Source organism: Acidovorax soli (assembly GCF_014207955.1).
In the GTDB taxonomy this organism is placed as follows: Bacteria; Pseudomonadota; Gammaproteobacteria; order Burkholderiales; family Burkholderiaceae_C; genus Acidovorax; species Acidovorax soli_A.
Map to the genome: position 1 here is coordinate 1 of NZ_JACHLK010000012.1, position 15,824 is coordinate 15,824.

Consider the following 15,824-nt stretch of genomic DNA (forward strand, 5'->3'; position numbering starts at 1 on the left):
TAGTGCGGGTTCCCGTGTGAAAGTAGGTCATCGTCAGGCTCTTACAGCCCCAACCGCCCCCAGTACCATTTGGTATTGGGGGCGTTTGCTTTGGGGAATGCAAAGCCCGCGGGCTGCAGGGTACAGGCCCCGGTTGCGGGCCAGCCAGGCTTGCGTTTTTGCTTCTTCGTCCACCACCTCTCTTCTCCCTTCGATCACCATGCAGCTGCAAGACATTCTGTATTCCCAGGGCTTTGGCACCCGGCGCGTGTGCGCCGGTTTGGTGCAGCAGGGGTGGGTGGCCGTGAGCACCAATGGGGTGCATGGTGACTACCTGCCCTGTACCGAGGCGGCAGCCGATTTCGATCCCGAGGGCTTGCACCTGCGTGTGCAGGGGGTGGACTGGCCGTACCAGGAAAAGGCCTATGTGCTGCTGCACAAGCCGGCGGGCACCGAGTGCTCGCAAAAGCCATCGACCTACCCGAGCATCTACACCCTGCTGCCGGCACCGTTGCGCCAGCGTCCGAGCAAGACGGCCGTGCAGGGCATCCAGGCCGTGGGCCGGCTCGACCAGGACACCACAGGCATGCTGCTGCTCAGCGACGATGGCCAGTTCATCCACCGCATGAGCTCGCCCAAGAAGCATGTGCCCAAGGTCTACCAGGTGACGACCAAACACCCCGTGGACGAGGCCCAGGTCCAGAAGCTGCTGGCCGGCGTGGTGCTCGACGACGATCCCAAACCCGTGCGTGCCGCTGCCTGCGTGCAGGTGGATACGCACCGCCTGGACCTGACGCTGACCGAGGGCAAGTACCACCAGGTCAAGCGCATGCTGGCTGCCGTGGGCAACCGTGTGGAGGGGCTGCACCGCTCGCAGATCGGCCGCATGCCCTTGCCGCAGGATCTGGCGCCCGGCCAATGGCGCTGGCTCAGTGCGCAAGACCTTGAGGTGCTGGTGGCATCGCCGCTCTGAATGCCGTGCGGCACGGTCCACAGGCCGGGAAATCCGTGAAAAATACGGAACTTCCTTGATCCAGGGCTTGTCCCTGTGCAGATGTTACGCCTTGCGGCATGGAGGCCGGACTCCCGGCGCTACACTTGCAAACTGTCCTGAAAGTGCTTGGTTGTTTGTGAAGATCCTTTTTCCCGCGCGTGCACGCGCCGCCCTGGCCGCGATGGTCCTGCTGTGGGGCGCCGGTGCGGCAGCCAGCGCACAGACGGCGCCGCCTCCGATTTTTGTGCTCAATTCGCTGGAGGCCAATGTCAGCGTGATCGATCCGCTGACCTGGACGGAAACCTCGCGCATCCCCACCGGCAAGGAGCCGCACCACCTGTACCTCACGCCCGATGAGCGTTCGCTCATCGTGGCCAATGCGCTGGGTGACACGCTGACCTTCCTGGACCCGCGCACGGCGCAGGTGCAGCGCACGGTGCGCGGCATCGTCGACCCCTACCACCTGCGCTTCACGCCCGACATGAAGTGGCTGATCACGGCGGCCAACCGGCTCAACCACGTGGACTTCTACCGCTGGGACGGCAAGGAGCCCACGCTGGTGGCGCGCGTGAACACTGCGCGCACCCCGAGCCACATGTGGATCGACAGCCGCAGTACCACGGTCTATGTGTCCATGCAGGACAGTGATGAACTGGTGGCCATCGACATCGCCACCCAGGTGGTCAAGTGGCGCATGAAGACCGGCCCCATGCCGGCCGACGTCTACGGTACCTCGGACGACAAGCATGTGTTCGTGGGCCTCACGGGCAGCGACAGCGTCGAGGTCTTCGACGTCTCGGGCCGGGAGCCGCGCAGCGTCCGCAAGATCAAGACCGGCAACGGCGCGCACGCCTTCCGCGCGGCGGGCGACGGCAAGCACCTGTATGTGAGCAACCGCGTTGCCAATTCGGTCAGCAAGATCGACATGGCCAGCATGGCCGTGGTGGACAGCTACCCCGTGCCCGGCGGGCCCGACTGCATGGAGGTCTCGGCCGATGGCCGCTGGATCTACGTGAGCTCGCGCTGGGCGCGCAAGCTCTCGGTGGTGGACACCGAGGCCAAGAAGGTCGTGCGCCAGGTGCCGGTGGGCAAGTCCCCGCATGGCGTGTGGACGCTGCAGCACGCTCCGCGGTAGCCGCTGCATGACCCCCGGGCGCCTGCGGGCCCTATTGCTGCCCCTGGCCCTGCTGGCCGGGATGCCTGCCGGCCAGGCGCAGACCAGCGACAGTCGCTGTGCCAAGCCCGTCTACCTGACACTGGACACGGGCCACATGGAAGTGGCCCCGCTGATGGCCGACGTGCTCAAGCGCCAGAACGTACAGGTGACCTTTTTCGCGGCCCAGGAGCGCACGAAAGAAGGCGACGGCAGCCTGGGTGAGCACTGGGCGCCTTGGTGGCGCGCCCGGGCCGCCGAAGGCCATGCCTTTGCCTCCCACACCTGGGACCATACCTACTGGCGTGGCGACCTGGGCACCCCGGACAAGCCCCTGTTCAAGGTGCGGCCCTCGGCCGGCCCGCGCGCGGGGCAGGACTTCACCATGACGGCGGCCGAATACTGCGCCGAGATCGCCAAGGCCGCGGACCGCCTGCAGGCCCTTACGGGGCAAAAGCCGATGGCGCTGTTCCGGGCGCCGGGCGGCAAGACCTCGCCCCGGCTGATCGCCAGTGCCCAGGCCTGTGGCTACACGCATGTGGGCTGGTCGCCGGCGGGCTTTCTGGGGGACGAGCTGTCCACCGCGCAGGCCAGCAACGAGGCACTGCTGCGCAAGGCGCTGCGCGACATCCGGGCCGGCGACATCCTGCTGGCCCACCTGGGCATCTGGTCGCGCACCGACCCCTGGGCGCCCGCCGTGCTGGAGCCCCTGATCGTGGGGCTGAAAGAGCGTGGCTTTTGCTTCAGGACACTGCGCGAGCACCCGGACTACGCTACAAAGACCGTGCGGTGAGTCGCGGCACTGACCCACGGCACATCAGGCGACAGCAACAGGAGCGGGCAAGGCAATGGAGTGGTTGAGCGCGATTTTCGACGGGGCGCAGCAATGGCTGTTCGAGACCGTGGTGCAGCCCCTGATGTTCGCAGGCGGCCTGGGCAATCTGCTCGAGGATGGCTATGACGCCACCGGCTGGCTGCTGGTCGGCCTGCTGCAGCTGGCGGTGATCATCGCCGTCATCGGCCCCATCCAGCGCTGGCGTCCCGTGGAGCCGGTGACCAACCGCGCCACCATCCGCACCGACATCCTCTACACCCTGCTGCACCGCCTGGGCCTGTTCCGCGTGGGTCTGTTCTTTGCCATCGACCCGCTGATGGATGCGCTGTTCGGCGCGGCACGCATGTCGGGCATCAGCACTTTCCACCTCGACGGCCTCTGGCCTGGTGTGACCGACGTGGCCTGGGTCAGCCTGTTGCTGTACCTGGTGGTGTTCGACTTCGTGGACTACTGGATCCACCGCGGCCAGCACCATTTCGAGTGGTGGTGGAAACTGCACTCGCTGCACCATGCGCAGCAGCAGATGACGATGTGGAGCGACAACCGCAACCACCTGCTGGACGACATGCTGCGCGACACCATTCTCGTGGTCGTGGCCCAGCTCATCGGCGTGGCGCCAGGGCAGTTCGTGGCCATCGTCGCCATCACGCAGCTCAGCGAGAGCTTCCAGCATGCCAATGTGCGCCTGTGGTTCGGCCGCGTGGGTGAGCGCCTGTGGGTAAGCCCGCGCTTTCACCGCCTGCACCACAGCATCGGCATCGGGCACGAGACCGTCAAGCCCCCCGCCGCGGGCGAAAAGGCCCCGCGCGTGGTGCTGGGCGGCCACAACTTCGGCGTGCTGCTGCCCTGGTGGGACATGCTCATGCGCACGGCCAACTTCGAGCAGCGCTACGACCCCACGGGCGTGCGCGACCAGGTAGAGCCCGGGCCCGATGGCCGCGTGCGCGACTATGGTCGCGGCTTCTGGTCGCAGCAGTGGCGCGGGGTGCTGCGGCTGGTGGGCAAGGCTTAGCCCCTGCTGGCCGCAACGTCGCGTACCAGCGCCCAGGCCACTTCGGCGACCGGTGCCAGCGCGCGATTGGCCCGGCGCACCAGCACGATGGCGCGCTCCACGCGCGGTGTGAGCGGTCGCACCTCCAGGCCTTGAAGGCCCGCAGGGGGCAGGGCCAGCGTGGGCACGACCGAAATGCCCAGGCCCGCATCGAGCATGCGGAAGATGGTGGTCACATGGCCGACCTCCTGCGCCACGGGCGCCTGCACGCCATGCCCGCGCAGCGCATCGTCGATCAGCCGGCGGCTGCCCGAGGCGTGGTCCAGCAGCACCAGCGGCTCTCCGTGCAGCGCGGCCCAGCGCACGCTGCGCTGGCGCGCCAGCCGGTGCGTGGGTGGGCAGACCAGGCAGAAGGGTTCGGACAGGATGGGCTCGGCATGCAGCTCGTCGCTGCGCCCAGGCTCGGGCTCGATCACCACGCCGAAGTCCACCTCGCCCGAGAGCACGCTGGCCAGCGCATCGTGCTGCATGCGGTCCAGCAGCAGCAGCTCCAGCCCCGGGTGCTCCTGGCGGCAACGCGCGATGCACTCGGGCAGCAGGTTGGCCGACAGGGTGGGGCTGCTGGCCACGCGCACGCGGCCCTGGCGCTGCGTGGCCAGGCCGCGCACATCGAGCAGCATGGTGTCCAGGTCTTCCAGCACGCGCTGCAGGCGCACGGCCAGGCTGCGGCCGGCCTCGGTCAGCACCACCTCGCGCGTGGTGCGGTCCAGCAGTTTGATGCCCAGGTGCTGCTCCAGCTCGGTCACGCAGCGGCTCACGGCCGGCTGGGTCAGGCCGATCTGGTCGCCGGCGCGCGTGAAGCTGCTGTGCAGGGCCACGGCCTGGAACACCCGGAGCTGGCGCAAGCTGGGATTCATGATTTGAAATTATAAATTCATCAAATCAATCCATTTCTCTTTGGTCGGCAAACACGGTCCAATCGATGTGTACCGTTTCTCAATGGGCGTTCACGCCCCCACATCCATGGCCCGCTCCCGCCTGCTCCCCGACAATTTCACGCTCTACCTCGTCGCCACGGTCATCACGGCCAGCCTGCTGCCGGCGTCCGGGGCTTTCGCCAAAGTGCTTGAAGTGGCCACCACGGCGGCCGTGAGCCTGCTGTTCTTCCTGCATGGCGCCAAGCTCTCGCGCCAGTCCATCCTGGCCGGCATCGGCCACTGGCGCCTGCACCTGGTTGTGGTGGCCAGCACCTTCGTGCTGTTCCCGCTGCTGGGCTGGGCGCTGCGGCCGGTGCTGGAGCCGCTGGTCACGCGCGACCTGTACACCGGCATCCTCTACCTGTGCGCGCTGCCTGCCACGGTGCAGTCGGCGATCGCCTTTGTCTCCATGGCGCGCGGCAACATCCCTGCAGCAGTGTGCAGCGCCTCGGCGTCCACCCTGCTGGGTGTGGCCTTCACGCCGCTGCTGGTGGGCCTGCTGATGTCGCAGAACGCCGCCATGGGCGACCCGCTGGCCGCCATGGGCCGCATCGGCGTGCAACTGCTGCTGCCCTTTGCCATCGGCCACCTGCTGCGCCCCTGGATCAGCGGCTTTTTGCAGCAGCGTGCGGCGGTCATGAAGGTGGTGGACCAGGGCTCCATCCTGCTCGTGGTGTATGCCGCCTTCAGCCACGCCGTGATCGACGGGCTGTGGTCCCAGGTGCCTCCCATGGCCCTGGCCGGTCTGCTGGCCGTGTGCGCCGTGCTGCTGGCACTGGTGCTCACGCTCACCACCTGGAGCGCTCGGCGCCTGGGCTTTTCCAAGGAGGACGAGATCACCATCGTCTTCTGCGGCTCCAAGAAGAGCCTGGTGAGCGGCGTGCCCATGGCCAACGTGCTGTTCGCTGCCAACGTGGCGGGCGCCATCGTGCTGCCACTGATGCTGTTCCACCAGATGCAGCTCATGGTCTGCGGCGTGCTGGCGCAGCGCTATGCGCGGCGCGAGGCGGCTGCCGTGCCCGCCACCGCCGTGGCACAGTCCAAGGCCTGAAACCCGCCCTGCGGGTGGTAAGGTCGAAGGCGCCACGCTCCGAGCGTGGCGTTTTCTTTTTCTGGGGTATTCGGCAGCATGATGAGCAAGAACAGCGCGACGGGCATCGGCCTGGTCGCCGTCCTGTTGTGGGGCGCGGTGGTGGGATCGATCCGTGGCCTGAGCGAGCACCTGGGCCCGGTGGGCGGCGCGGCGCTGATGTATTCGCTGGCCTCGGTGCTGCTGCTGGCCACGGTGGGCCTGGGCCGGGTGTGGGAGTTCCCGCGCCGCTACCTCGCCTGGGGCAGCGTGCTTTTCGTCTCTTACGAGCTGTGCCTGTCGCTGTCCATCGGCTATGCGAGCAATGCGCGCCAGGCCATCGAGGTCGGCATGGTCAACTACCTGTGGCCCAGCTTCACCCTGCTGGCCGCCATCGTGTTCAACCGCCAGCGCGCCAATGCGCTCATCGTGCCGGGCTTTATCCTGTGCCTGCTGGGCATCGCCTGGGTGCTGGGCGGCGAGAAAGGCCTGGACCTGCCGGGCATGGTGCAGAACGTACAGCTCAACCCCCTGAGCTACGGCCTGGCGTTTGCCGGCGCCTTGATCTGGGCGGCCTACTGCACGGTCACCGCCCGCATCGCGGGTGGCAAGAACGGCGTCACGCTGTTCTTCATGCTCACGGCCCTGGCGCTGTGGGTGAAGTACCTCTTCTTCGCCGACGAGGGGGCTATGCAGTGGAGCCTGCAGGCCGCCCTGTACCTGGCGATGGCGGCTGCCGCCATGGGCTTTGGCTATGCCGCGTGGAACGTCGGCATCCTGCACGGCAACATGACCATCCTGGCTGGTGCTTCGTACTTCACGCCGGTGCTGTCGGCCGCGCTGGCCGGGCTGCTGCTGCGCACGCCGCTGCCCTGGTCGTTCTGGCAGGGTGCCTGCATGGTGTGCGCGGGCTCCGTCCTGTGCTGGCTGGCCACCCGGGGTGCCAGGCCAAAGGCGGCGGCTGCGTGATGCCGGCCACGACGGGGACCGCTATGCTGCGGCCTCGAAGGGCCTGAACGGCAGGCCCGAAAAGGAAGGAGTCCCCCACCATGCCCCTCGCCCCCGTCTCGGCCACCCTTCTGGCGCAGGCCCAGGTGGCCTATCGGTTGCATGAACACGCCGAGGCGCACACCACGCAGCAGTTCATGGCGCTCGGCTTTCCGGTGCAGCAGATGGTCAAGACGCTGGCCTTCCAGGCAGGCGATGGCGGCATCGTGCTGGTGGCCTTGTGCGCCGCCGACGCGGTGGACTATGGGGCCGTCGCGCGGGCTGTGGGTACCTCCCGCGCCAAGCTCACCCCCTTGGGCGAGGAGTTGCTGCGCGAGCGCCTGGGCATGCAGGCCGGTGGCGTGGGCCCCTTCGTGCAGCAGGACGGTGTGCGGGTGCTGGTGGACCGCCAGGTGCCCGCATTGCCGGCCGTGTTTTGCGGCTCGGGCGAACGCAGCAGCACGCTGGAGGTAGCGGGCCAGGCCTTTTCGGCCATTGCAGGGGCCGTGCTCGGCGAATTCGCCAAGCCTGTCGATGCGGCGGTGAAGGGTCCATAGCACCGCAAGGATGTCATCGGCAGAAGCCAGGGCTCGCGGTATGCTCACGCGCATGGGACTGTTACTGGACTCCTTCTGGCGCGCTGCGGCCTATTGCATGCGCCCGCGCGTCATCCTCCTGTCGCTGCTGCCATTGCTGCTGATGGCGCTGCTGGCCTTCGGCCTGGGCTATTTCTACTGGGATGCGGCGGTGCAGAGCATGCACTCACTTCTGGAGAGCTCGCCCATGCTCAAGAATTTCTGGAGCTGGCTCGAAGGCTGGGGCCTGGGCCGGGTGGTCGGGGTGCTGGCACCCATGATGGTCATCCTCACGGCGACACCGGTGCTGGTGGTGGTGTCGCTGCTGCTCGTGGCCGTGCTCATGACGCCGGCCCTGGTCACGCTGGTGGCCGAGCGGCGCTTTCCCGAACTGGTGCGCAAGAAGGGTGGTTCCTTCTTCGCCAGCCTGGCCTGGTCCGTGGGCTCCACGGCCATGGCGCTGGTGGCGCTGGCCGTGTCGGTGCCGCTGTGGCTGGTGCCGCCCCTGGTGCTGGTGCTGCCGCCGTTGATCTGGGGCTGGCTCACCTACCGCGTGATGGCCTTCGATGCTCTGGCCGAGCATGCCAGCAAGGAGGAGCGCAAGCGCCTGTTCGAGCGCCACCGCGCCAGCCTGCTGGGCATCGGCATCATCACCGGTTACCTGGGCGCAGCGCCCAGCATCGTCTGGGCCTCGGGCGTGCTGTTCGTGGCGGCCTTTGCCGTCCTGGTGCCGCTGGCCATCTGGATCTACATGCTGGTGTTCGCCTTCTCGTCGCTGTGGTTCACCCATTTCTGCCTGGCGGCCCTGCAAGAGCTGCGCGAAGACGATGTGCGGGCCACCATGCCCGTGCCGTCGCGCCTGCCGCTCGATACGCTGGCCCCCGCGCCGGCCATTGAAGACACCGCACCGCCTGCGGCCAGCCTTGCGGCACCTGGCGCCCTTCCTACCGATCCCCGCACCCCATGACCCCCACCTTCGGCCTCATCATCGTCGGCGACGAAATCCTCTCGGGCAAGCGCGCCGACAAGCACATGCCCAAGACCATCGAGCTGCTCGCTGCGCGCGGTCTGTCCCTGTCCTATGCCGACTACGTGGGGGACGACCCGGCACGCATCACAGCCACCTTGCAGCGCGCCTTTGCCTCGGGCGACGTGGTGTTCTCGTGCGGCGGCATCGGCGCCACGCCGGACGACCATACACGCCAGTGCGCGGCGCGTGCGCTGGGCGTGGGCCTGGCGCTGCACCCCGAGGCCGAGCGCCTGATCCGCGAGCGCATGCAGGACGTGGCGCGCGAGCAGGGCCTGCCCTACGAGCCCGAGCGCCACGACAACGTGCACCGGCTCAACATGGGCATGTTCCCGGTCGGTGCGCAGACCATTCCCAACCCCTACAACAAGATTCCGGGCTTCAGCTGTGCGAGCCCGGGCGGGCAGGGCGGGGCGGTGCATTTCGTGCCCGGCTTTCCGGTGATGGCCTGGCCCATGATCGAGTGGGTGCTGGACACCTTGTATCCCGATCATTTCAACCGCACGCCGCAGACCGAGCATTCGGTCGTGGTCTTCGGTGCCATGGAGGCTGCACTCACCCCGCTGATGGAGCAGATAGAAAAATCGCACCAAGGCGTTCGGGTGTTCAGTTTGCCCAGCGTGGATCATCCACAATACGGGCGGCATATCGAGCTGGGCGTCAAAGGCCCGGCGCAGGCGCTCCCCGCGGCATGGACGGACCTCAAAAATGGTCTGCACGAATTTGGTGCAGAACTTGGCCCCGAAATGGTGCGCAACCTGTGATGTGCAGCAGGGGTTGTTGGATTGCACCAATATTGTGCATTCGGTGGCCCTGGCCGGATCCCAGGTAGGGCCGCTGCTCCGCGATAGTGCGGTGATTGCACCCCGCTGGCACGCAAACTGCTTTTATTTCGGCAAATTCTTTTTTCAACAAGCGCTTTACCCAGGAGAACCTGATGGCCAAGACCGTTGCAGACGTGATGAAGATGGTGAAGGAAAACGAAGTCAAGTTCGTTGACTTCCGTTTTACCGACACCCGAGGCAAGGAACAGCACGTGACCGTGCCGGTTTCGCACTTCGACGAAGACAAGTTCACGTCGGGCCACGCATTTGACGGTTCGTCGGTGGCTGGCTGGAAGGGCATCGAAGCTTCGGACATGCAACTCATGCCCGACCCCAGCACCGCCAACATCGACCCCTTCTTCGAAGAAACCACGCTGTTCCTGCAGTGCGATGTGATCGAACCCGGTGACGGCAAGGCCTACGACCGCGATCCCCGCTCCATCGCCAAGCGCGCCGAAGCCTACCTCAAGGCCTCTGGCCTGGGCGACACCGCCTTCTTCGGCCCAGAGCCAGAATTCTTCATCTTCGACGGCGTGCGCTGGTCCAACGAACCCGGCCGCGTGTTCAGCGAAATCGAAGAATACGAAGCCCCCTGGAACTCGGGCGCCAAGCTCGAAGGCGGCAACCGTGGCCACCGTCCCACCGTCAAGGGCGGCTACTTCCCTGTGCCTCCCGTCGACAGCACGCAGGACATGCGCGCCGAGATGTCCCTGATCCTCGAATCCCTGGGCATCCCGGTCGAAGTGTTCCACCACGAAGTGGCAGGCGCCGGCCAGAACGAAATCGGTACCAAGTTCAGCACGCTGGTCGAGCGCGCCGACTGGACCCAGGTCCTGAAGTACGTGGTCTGGAACGTGGCCAACGCCTACGGCAAGACCGCCACCTTCATGCCCAAGCCCTACGCTGGCGACAACGGTTCCGGCATGCACGTGCACCAGTCCATCTGGAAGGACGGCAAGAACCTGTTTGCAGGCGACGGCTACGCCGGCCTGTCGGACTTCGCGCTGTACTACATCGGCGGCATCATCAAGCACGCCCGTGCCCTGAACGCCATCACCAACCCCGGCACGAACTCGTACAAGCGCCTGGTGCCTGGCTTCGAAGCCCCTGTGAAGCTGGCCTACTCGGCCCGCAACCGCTCGGCCTCGATCCGCATCCCTTACGTTGCCAACCCCAAGGGCCGCCGCATCGAAGCGCGCTTCCCCGATCCATCGGCCAACCCCTACCTGGCCTTCTCGGCCCTGATGATGGCCGGTCTGGACGGCGTGGAAAACAAGATCCATCCCGGCGAAGCCGCCACGAAGGACCTGTACCACCTGCCTCCAGAAGAAGACAAGCTGGTGCCTACCGTCTGCCACAGCCTGGACCAGGCCCTGGAGTACCTGGACAAGGACCGCAGCTTCCTGACCAAGGGCGGCGTGTTCACCGACTCCATGCTCGACGCCTACATCGAGCTGAAGATGGGCGAAGTCACGCGTTTCCGCATGGCTCCCCACCCTGTCGAGTTCGACATGTACTACTCGCTGTAATCGGCCCTTCCAGGCGGTTACACCCCCAAAAGGCGGCGCAAGCCGCCTTTTTTCATGGCGCCGGCACAACACCGGCTGCGGAACCAACCGTGGCTGCGGCGCCTCTGTACAGCAGGGGCACAGTGCCTGCCGCCTTGCCCCTGGCCTGCCGTTGGCCCCAAGGCCCGACTGCAAACCCCCATGGCCGCAGCACTTGCGCAATTGGCGATGCGGGGTGATTGGGGGATACTCTCTGGCTATCCCCTGCATAAGCTGCTGCGCGAGGAATTTCCATGAAGAAGACTGTCACCACCCTGTTGTTGCTTGCTGCCCTGGCCCCGGTGGCCGGCTGGGCGCAGGACCGCATCTACCGCTGTGGCAACGAGTACACGAACAACACCACCCAGGCCAAGGAGCGCGGCTGCAAGCTGGTCGAAGGCGGCAACGTCACCGTGGTGCAGGGCGCGCGCCCTGCCGCCGCTGCGGGTGGTGCCGCAGCGCCTGCCGGGGGCAGCGCGCCCTCGGCATCGCCACCGAACGCGCCGCGCGTGAACAGCAACGACCAGAAGGCCCGCGATGCCGATGCGCGCGCCATCCTCGAGTCCGAGCTGCGCAAGGCCGAGGCCCGCCATGCCGAACTGGTCAAGGAATACAACGGCGGCGCGCCCGAGCGCAATGCGCTCGATCTGCGCAACCCCCAGCGCTACATGGAGCGCACGGCCGAGCTCAAGGCCAGCGTGGCCCGCAGCGAGAGCGACATCGCCGGCATCAAGCGCGAACTGGGCCGCGTTGCGCCCGCCAACTGAGCCCGATTGAACCTGCGTGTGAGCACACCCCCCGACACCTCCACCCCGTCCGACACCGAGCGTTTCCATTCGCTGGACCTGATGTCCACGCTGGTGGCGGTGCTGCGCATCGATGGCGCAGTGCTGTTTGCCAACGCGGCCCTGGAAAACACCCTGGGCCTGTCGCGCCGCACGCTGGAGGGCGGGGATTTCTCCGGCTTCTTCACCGACCCGGCCCTCCTGCAGACGGCCCTGGCCGGTGCCCGTGTGCAGGACTTTGCGGCCTTGCGCTACGAGGCCAGCCTCAAGCGCCTGCACCAGGAGCCCGTGCCCGTGCATGTCAACGTGGCGGCGGCCGAGCAGGCCGGCGAGATCCTGGTGGAGCTGTGGCCCCTGGAGCAGCAGGCCCGCCAGGACCGCGAGGAGCGCCTGCTCGACCAGGCCCAGGCCAACAAGGAACTCATCCGCAACCTGGCCCACGAGATCAAGAACCCGCTGGGCGGCATCCGCGGTGCCGCGCAACTGCTGGAGATGGAGCTCGAGAGCCGCGAGCTCACCGAGTACACCCAGGTCATCATCCACGAGGCCGACCGCCTGCAGAGCCTGGTGGACCGGCTGCTGGCCCCGCACCGCCACCCGCACTTGGTGGGCGACGTGAACATCCACGAGGTGTGCGAGCGCGTGCGCTCGCTGGTGCTGGTCGAGTACCCGCATGGCCTGCGCGTGCAGCGCGACTACGACACCTCCATCCCCGAGTTCCGTGGTGACCGTGCGCAGCTCATCCAGGCGCTGCTCAACGTGGTCCAGAACGCGGCGCAGGCCCTGTCCGAACGCGTGGCCGCCGGCGATGCCGTGATCACCCTGCGCACGCGCGTGGCCCGACAAGTAACCTTTGGTCGCCAGCGCTATCGGCTGGCACTGGAATTGCATGTCATCGACAACGGACCGGGCGTACCCGATGCCATCAAGGAGCGTATTTTTTACCCTCTGGTGTCGGGTCGGGACGGCGGATCGGGGCTGGGGCTCACGTTGGCGCAAACCTTCGTACAACGGCACCATGGATTGATCGAATGCGACAGCGTACCGGGTCGCACCGACTTCCGAATCCTGATCCCCTTGCCCTGAGGTCCCTGACGACACGCAACCACAGGGAAGGTAAGCAACACATATGAAGCCGATCTGGATAGTAGATGACGACCCCTCGATCCGCTTCGTCCTGGAAAAGGCGCTGGCCCGCGAGAACCTGCCCACGCGCAGCTTCACCCATCCGCGCGAAGTGCTCGATGCACTGGCCGACATCACCGCAGGCGACCCGGCCCGCCAGGCCCCCCAGGTCCTGGTGAGCGACATCCGCATGCCCGGAGGTTCGGGCCTGCAACTGCTCGAAAAAGTCCGCGAACTGCAGCCCGGCCTGCCCGTCATCATCATGACGGCGTACTCCGATCTGGACAGTGCCGTATCGGCCTTCCAGCGCGGGGCCTTCGAATACCTGCCCAAGCCTTTCGACCTGCCCAAGGCGGTGGAGCTGATCCGCCGCGCCGTGGAGGAAAGCCAGCGCGAGGAAGTGACCGAAGAGCGCCAGACCGAGACGCCCGAGATGCTGGGCCAGGCCCCGGCCATGCAGGACGTGTTCCGCGCCATCGGCCGGCTCAGCCAGAGCCAGGTCACGGTGCTGATCACCGGCGAGTCGGGCTCGGGCAAGGAACTCGTGGCGCGGGCGCTGCACAAGCACTCGCCCTGCGCGGATGGTCCCTTCGTGGCCATCAACACCGCGGCCATCCCCAAGGACCTGCTCGAATCCGAACTCTTTGGCCACGAGCGCGGCGCCTTCACGGGCGCCCAGACGCAGCGCCGCGGCCGCTTCGAGCAGGCCGAGGGCGGCACGCTGTTCCTCGACGAAATCGGCGACATGCCGTTCGATTTGCAGACGCGCCTCTTGCGTGTGCTGTCGGACGGCCAGTTCTACCGCGTGGGCGGCCATGCGGCCGTGAAGGCCCATGTGCGCGTGATCGCCGCCACCCACCAGGACCTGGAAAAGCGCGTCAAGGAAGGCGGTTTCCGCGAGGACTTGTTCCACCGCCTGAATGTCATCCGCCTGCGCCTGCCCGCGCTGCGCGAGCGCCATGAAGACGTGCCCATGCTCACGCGCCACTTCCTGCAGCAGAGTGCGCGGCAGCTCGGCGTGGAGCCCAAGCGCATTGCCGATGCGGCCCTGGTGCGGCTGGAGCAGTTCGCCTTTCCGGGCAATGTGCGCCAGCTCGAGAACATCTGCCATTGGCTCACCGTGATGGCGCCGGCCCAGGTGATCTCGCTGCAGGACCTGCCGCCCGAGGTGCTGGAAGCGCCGGTGTTCCAGGCGCCTGCGCGTGCCGTGGCGCCCGACGGCCATGCCGTGGCACCGCAGCCGGTGATTGCGATGCCCGTGGCGGCGGTGGCACCCCAGCCCGAGCTGGTCGGCGGTCTGCATGCCGTGGCACCCGCGGTACCGCAGTTCGCAGCAGCAACCCCCGCGGCTACCTGGGCGGCAGACACCATGGCTGCACCGGCGACCCAGGCCAGCCCCGCGCTGAGCTGGGAGCAGGCCCTGGAAGCCGAGGCGCAGAAACTGCTGTCCGGCGGCCAGCCCGAGGTCTGGGACGCGCTCACGCGCCGTTTCGAATCGCGCCTGATCCGCACGGCCCTGGTGGCCACCCACGGCCGCCGCATGGAGGCCGCGCAGCGCCTGGGCATCGGTCGCAACACCATCACACGCAAGATCCAGGAACTGGGCCTGGACGCACCCGACGAAGGCTGAGCGGGCCATCCATCGGCCGCGAACCACAAGCCCCGGGCAGGCGCCCGGGGCTTTTTTGTTTTTGCGTGGCGTTCCTACAGGCAGCGCGCAGCAGCCTGTGTAGCCTGCAGGTTCTCCCTCACTGAGGACGCCCCATGCACCTCGAAGGCTCCTGCCATTGCCGCGCCGTCCGCTTCTCGCTCGAAGCCGACAGCCCTGTTCCCTTCATGCACTGCCACTGCTTCATCTGCCGCAAGACGGCAGGGGGCGGCGGCTATGCCATCAACCTGGGCGGCGATGCGCGCACGCTCAAGGTCCGGGGGGCCAAGCACCTGGGCACCTACCATGCCGTGATGCGCGAAGAGGGCCAGCGCGCCAGGCGCTCCAAGGCCGAGCGCAAGTTCTGCCTGCAATGCGGCAGCGCGCTGTGGCTGTGGGACCCGCGCTGGCCCGAGCTGGTCCATCCCCATGCCTCGGCCGTCGACACGCCGTTGCCCAAACCGCCGGAAGTCGTCGAAGGCATGCTGGAATTCGTTGCGAACTGGGTCGATGTGCCCAAGGGCCGGGGCCACCGGCACTACCAGGCGTTTCCCGATGAATCCCTGGCCGAGTGGCACGAGCGGCATGGGCTGAAAGGCTGACGTGCAAAGCAGCGCCGGCCGGGAGCTGCGTCACCGTTTCTGATTGCCGACAAAGGTGGTGCCGTACAGCGCCATGAGAAGGAGGAACATCACTATGGGGAACACATAGTCGCCGACGCGGTTCTTGTCCTTCAAATACCGTGCTTTGGACTGTTCGTAAGAAACCAGGATGGTCTGATCGGTTCGAATCTCGTAGCAGAGCGGGAATCGCTCGTGCATTTGTGTTGCCGACATGAGCACCGTCACGGGCTGCTCCCTCAGCGAGCGCATCAAGGAGAGGTTCTTGGCGTCATCCTGGCTCAGGCAGTTGGGTCCGCTGCTGCCTGCAGCGCAATGGCATTCTTTCAAACTGCCGTCGCTGGCCTGAACAGTGGTCGCATGCCCTTTGCCGTTGGGGCTGATGAAAGGCATCTTGTAGATGCCGCGCACCTCTGTCAGGTCGCTTTTCTCCGGGATTTCCAGCAGGGAAAGCTGCAGTACCGGAAAAATGAATGTGACGGCAAGCATCCACCACATCCATCGGAATCTTGCAAAAAGAAGCCACCAGGTCGTGCTGAGTAAATGCCTGTGCATTGGTTGTCGTCGGTCATCGGACTGTTTGGTGCGCGCATCATCGCCCACATGACTGCCGGGGCGGCTTTCACCCCGTGGAAATGCAAGGCTTCGATCTCTGGAGGGATTCGGATAGCTGATTTCGGCTGCCACC

General features: G+C 66.6%; 16 protein-coding genes. 14 read left to right on the plus strand and 2 right to left on the minus strand.

Going from position 1 to position 15,824, the window contains the following annotated elements; translation table 11 throughout:
• Window positions 1–199: 199 nt before the first annotated feature.
• From HNP48_RS24635 to HNP48_RS24650, 4 genes are all read left to right on the plus strand, one after another.
• A complete protein-coding gene (locus tag HNP48_RS24635) occupies window positions 200–952 on the plus strand; it encodes a pseudouridine synthase (protein WP_184862097.1) in 753 nt (250 codons plus the stop codon).
• A 157-nt stretch (window positions 953–1,109) separates the two neighbouring features.
• A complete protein-coding gene (locus tag HNP48_RS24640; protein WP_184862099.1) occupies window positions 1,110–2,108 on the plus strand; it encodes a beta-propeller fold lactonase family protein in 999 nt (332 codons plus the stop codon).
• Window positions 2,109–2,115: 7 nt separating this feature from the next.
• Window positions 2,116–2,919: a polysaccharide deacetylase family protein gene (locus tag HNP48_RS24645; RefSeq protein ID WP_184862101.1), complete on the plus strand. Its 804-nt coding sequence runs from the start codon at window positions 2,116–2,118 to the stop codon at window positions 2,917–2,919.
• A gap of 55 nt (window positions 2,920–2,974) precedes the next feature.
• Complete coding sequence (locus HNP48_RS24650) at window positions 2,975–3,973, plus strand: sterol desaturase family protein (RefSeq protein WP_184862103.1); 999 nt, start codon at window positions 2,975–2,977, stop codon at window positions 3,971–3,973.
• Here HNP48_RS24650 and HNP48_RS24655 read toward each other — a convergent pair.
• Window positions 3,970–4,869 carry a LysR family transcriptional regulator gene (locus HNP48_RS24655; RefSeq protein WP_184862105.1) on the minus strand — a complete coding sequence of 300 codons (900 nt, stop codon included), beginning with the start codon at window positions 4,867–4,869 and terminating at the stop codon, window positions 3,970–3,972. The two genes, HNP48_RS24650 and HNP48_RS24655, sit on opposite strands and share 4 nt — an antisense overlap.
• A 106-nt stretch (window positions 4,870–4,975) precedes the next feature.
• Between HNP48_RS24655 and HNP48_RS24660 the strand changes: the two genes are divergently transcribed.
• The 10 genes from HNP48_RS24660 (at window position 4,976) to HNP48_RS24705 (ending at window position 15,118) form a co-directional block, all read left to right on the plus strand.
• Window positions 4,976–5,980, plus strand: coding sequence for a bile acid:sodium symporter family protein (locus tag HNP48_RS24660; protein ID WP_184862107.1), 1,005 nt, complete (start codon window positions 4,976–4,978; stop codon window positions 5,978–5,980).
• A gap of 78 nt (window positions 5,981–6,058) precedes the next feature.
• On the plus strand, window positions 6,059–6,967 hold the full coding sequence (yddG, locus tag HNP48_RS24665; protein ID WP_311773857.1) for an aromatic amino acid DMT transporter YddG: 909 nt from the start codon (window positions 6,059–6,061) through the stop codon (window positions 6,965–6,967).
• An 80-nt stretch (window positions 6,968–7,047) separates the two neighbouring features.
• The gene (locus HNP48_RS24670) at window positions 7,048–7,542 is read left to right on the plus strand and encodes an aminoacyl-tRNA deacylase (RefSeq protein WP_184862110.1); all 495 of its coding nucleotides are present in this window, start codon (window positions 7,048–7,050) and stop codon (window positions 7,540–7,542) included.
• A gap of 40 nt (window positions 7,543–7,582) precedes the next feature.
• On the plus strand, window positions 7,583–8,527 hold the full coding sequence (locus HNP48_RS24675) for an EI24 domain-containing protein (protein ID WP_184862112.1): 945 nt from the start codon (window positions 7,583–7,585) through the stop codon (window positions 8,525–8,527).
• On the plus strand, window positions 8,524–9,351 hold the full coding sequence (locus tag HNP48_RS24680) for a molybdopterin-binding protein (protein WP_184862114.1): 828 nt from the start codon (window positions 8,524–8,526) through the stop codon (window positions 9,349–9,351). The genes HNP48_RS24675 and HNP48_RS24680 overlap by 4 nt, the downstream gene beginning before the upstream one ends.
• Window positions 9,352–9,524: 173 nt before the next feature.
• A complete protein-coding gene (glnA, locus tag HNP48_RS24685) occupies window positions 9,525–10,940 on the plus strand; it encodes a type I glutamate--ammonia ligase (protein ID WP_184862116.1) in 1,416 nt (471 codons plus the stop codon).
• A gap of 272 nt (window positions 10,941–11,212) precedes the next feature.
• Window positions 11,213–11,725 carry a hypothetical protein gene (locus HNP48_RS24690; RefSeq protein ID WP_184862118.1) on the plus strand — a complete coding sequence of 171 codons (513 nt, stop codon included), beginning with the start codon at window positions 11,213–11,215 and terminating at the stop codon, window positions 11,723–11,725.
• 81 nt (window positions 11,726–11,806) lie between these two features.
• A complete protein-coding gene (gene glnL, locus HNP48_RS24695; RefSeq protein WP_184862492.1) occupies window positions 11,807–12,829 on the plus strand; it encodes a nitrogen regulation protein NR(II) in 1,023 nt (340 codons plus the stop codon).
• A gap of 43 nt (window positions 12,830–12,872) precedes the next feature.
• Window positions 12,873–14,498, plus strand: a complete 1,626-nt coding sequence (ntrC, locus tag HNP48_RS24700; RefSeq protein WP_184862120.1) for a nitrogen regulation protein NR(I) — start codon at window positions 12,873–12,875, stop codon at window positions 14,496–14,498.
• A 134-nt stretch (window positions 14,499–14,632) separates the two neighbouring features.
• Entirely contained in the window at window positions 14,633–15,118 is a 486-nt protein-coding gene (locus tag HNP48_RS24705) for a GFA family protein (RefSeq protein WP_184862122.1), read from the plus strand.
• Window positions 15,119–15,148: 30 nt separating this feature from the next.
• Here the strand turns inward: HNP48_RS24705 and HNP48_RS24710 are convergent, their stop codons facing one another.
• Entirely contained in the window at window positions 15,149–15,823 is a 675-nt protein-coding gene (locus tag HNP48_RS24710; protein WP_184862124.1) for a hypothetical protein, read from the minus strand.
• Between the last annotated feature and the right edge of the window lies 1 nt (window position 15,824).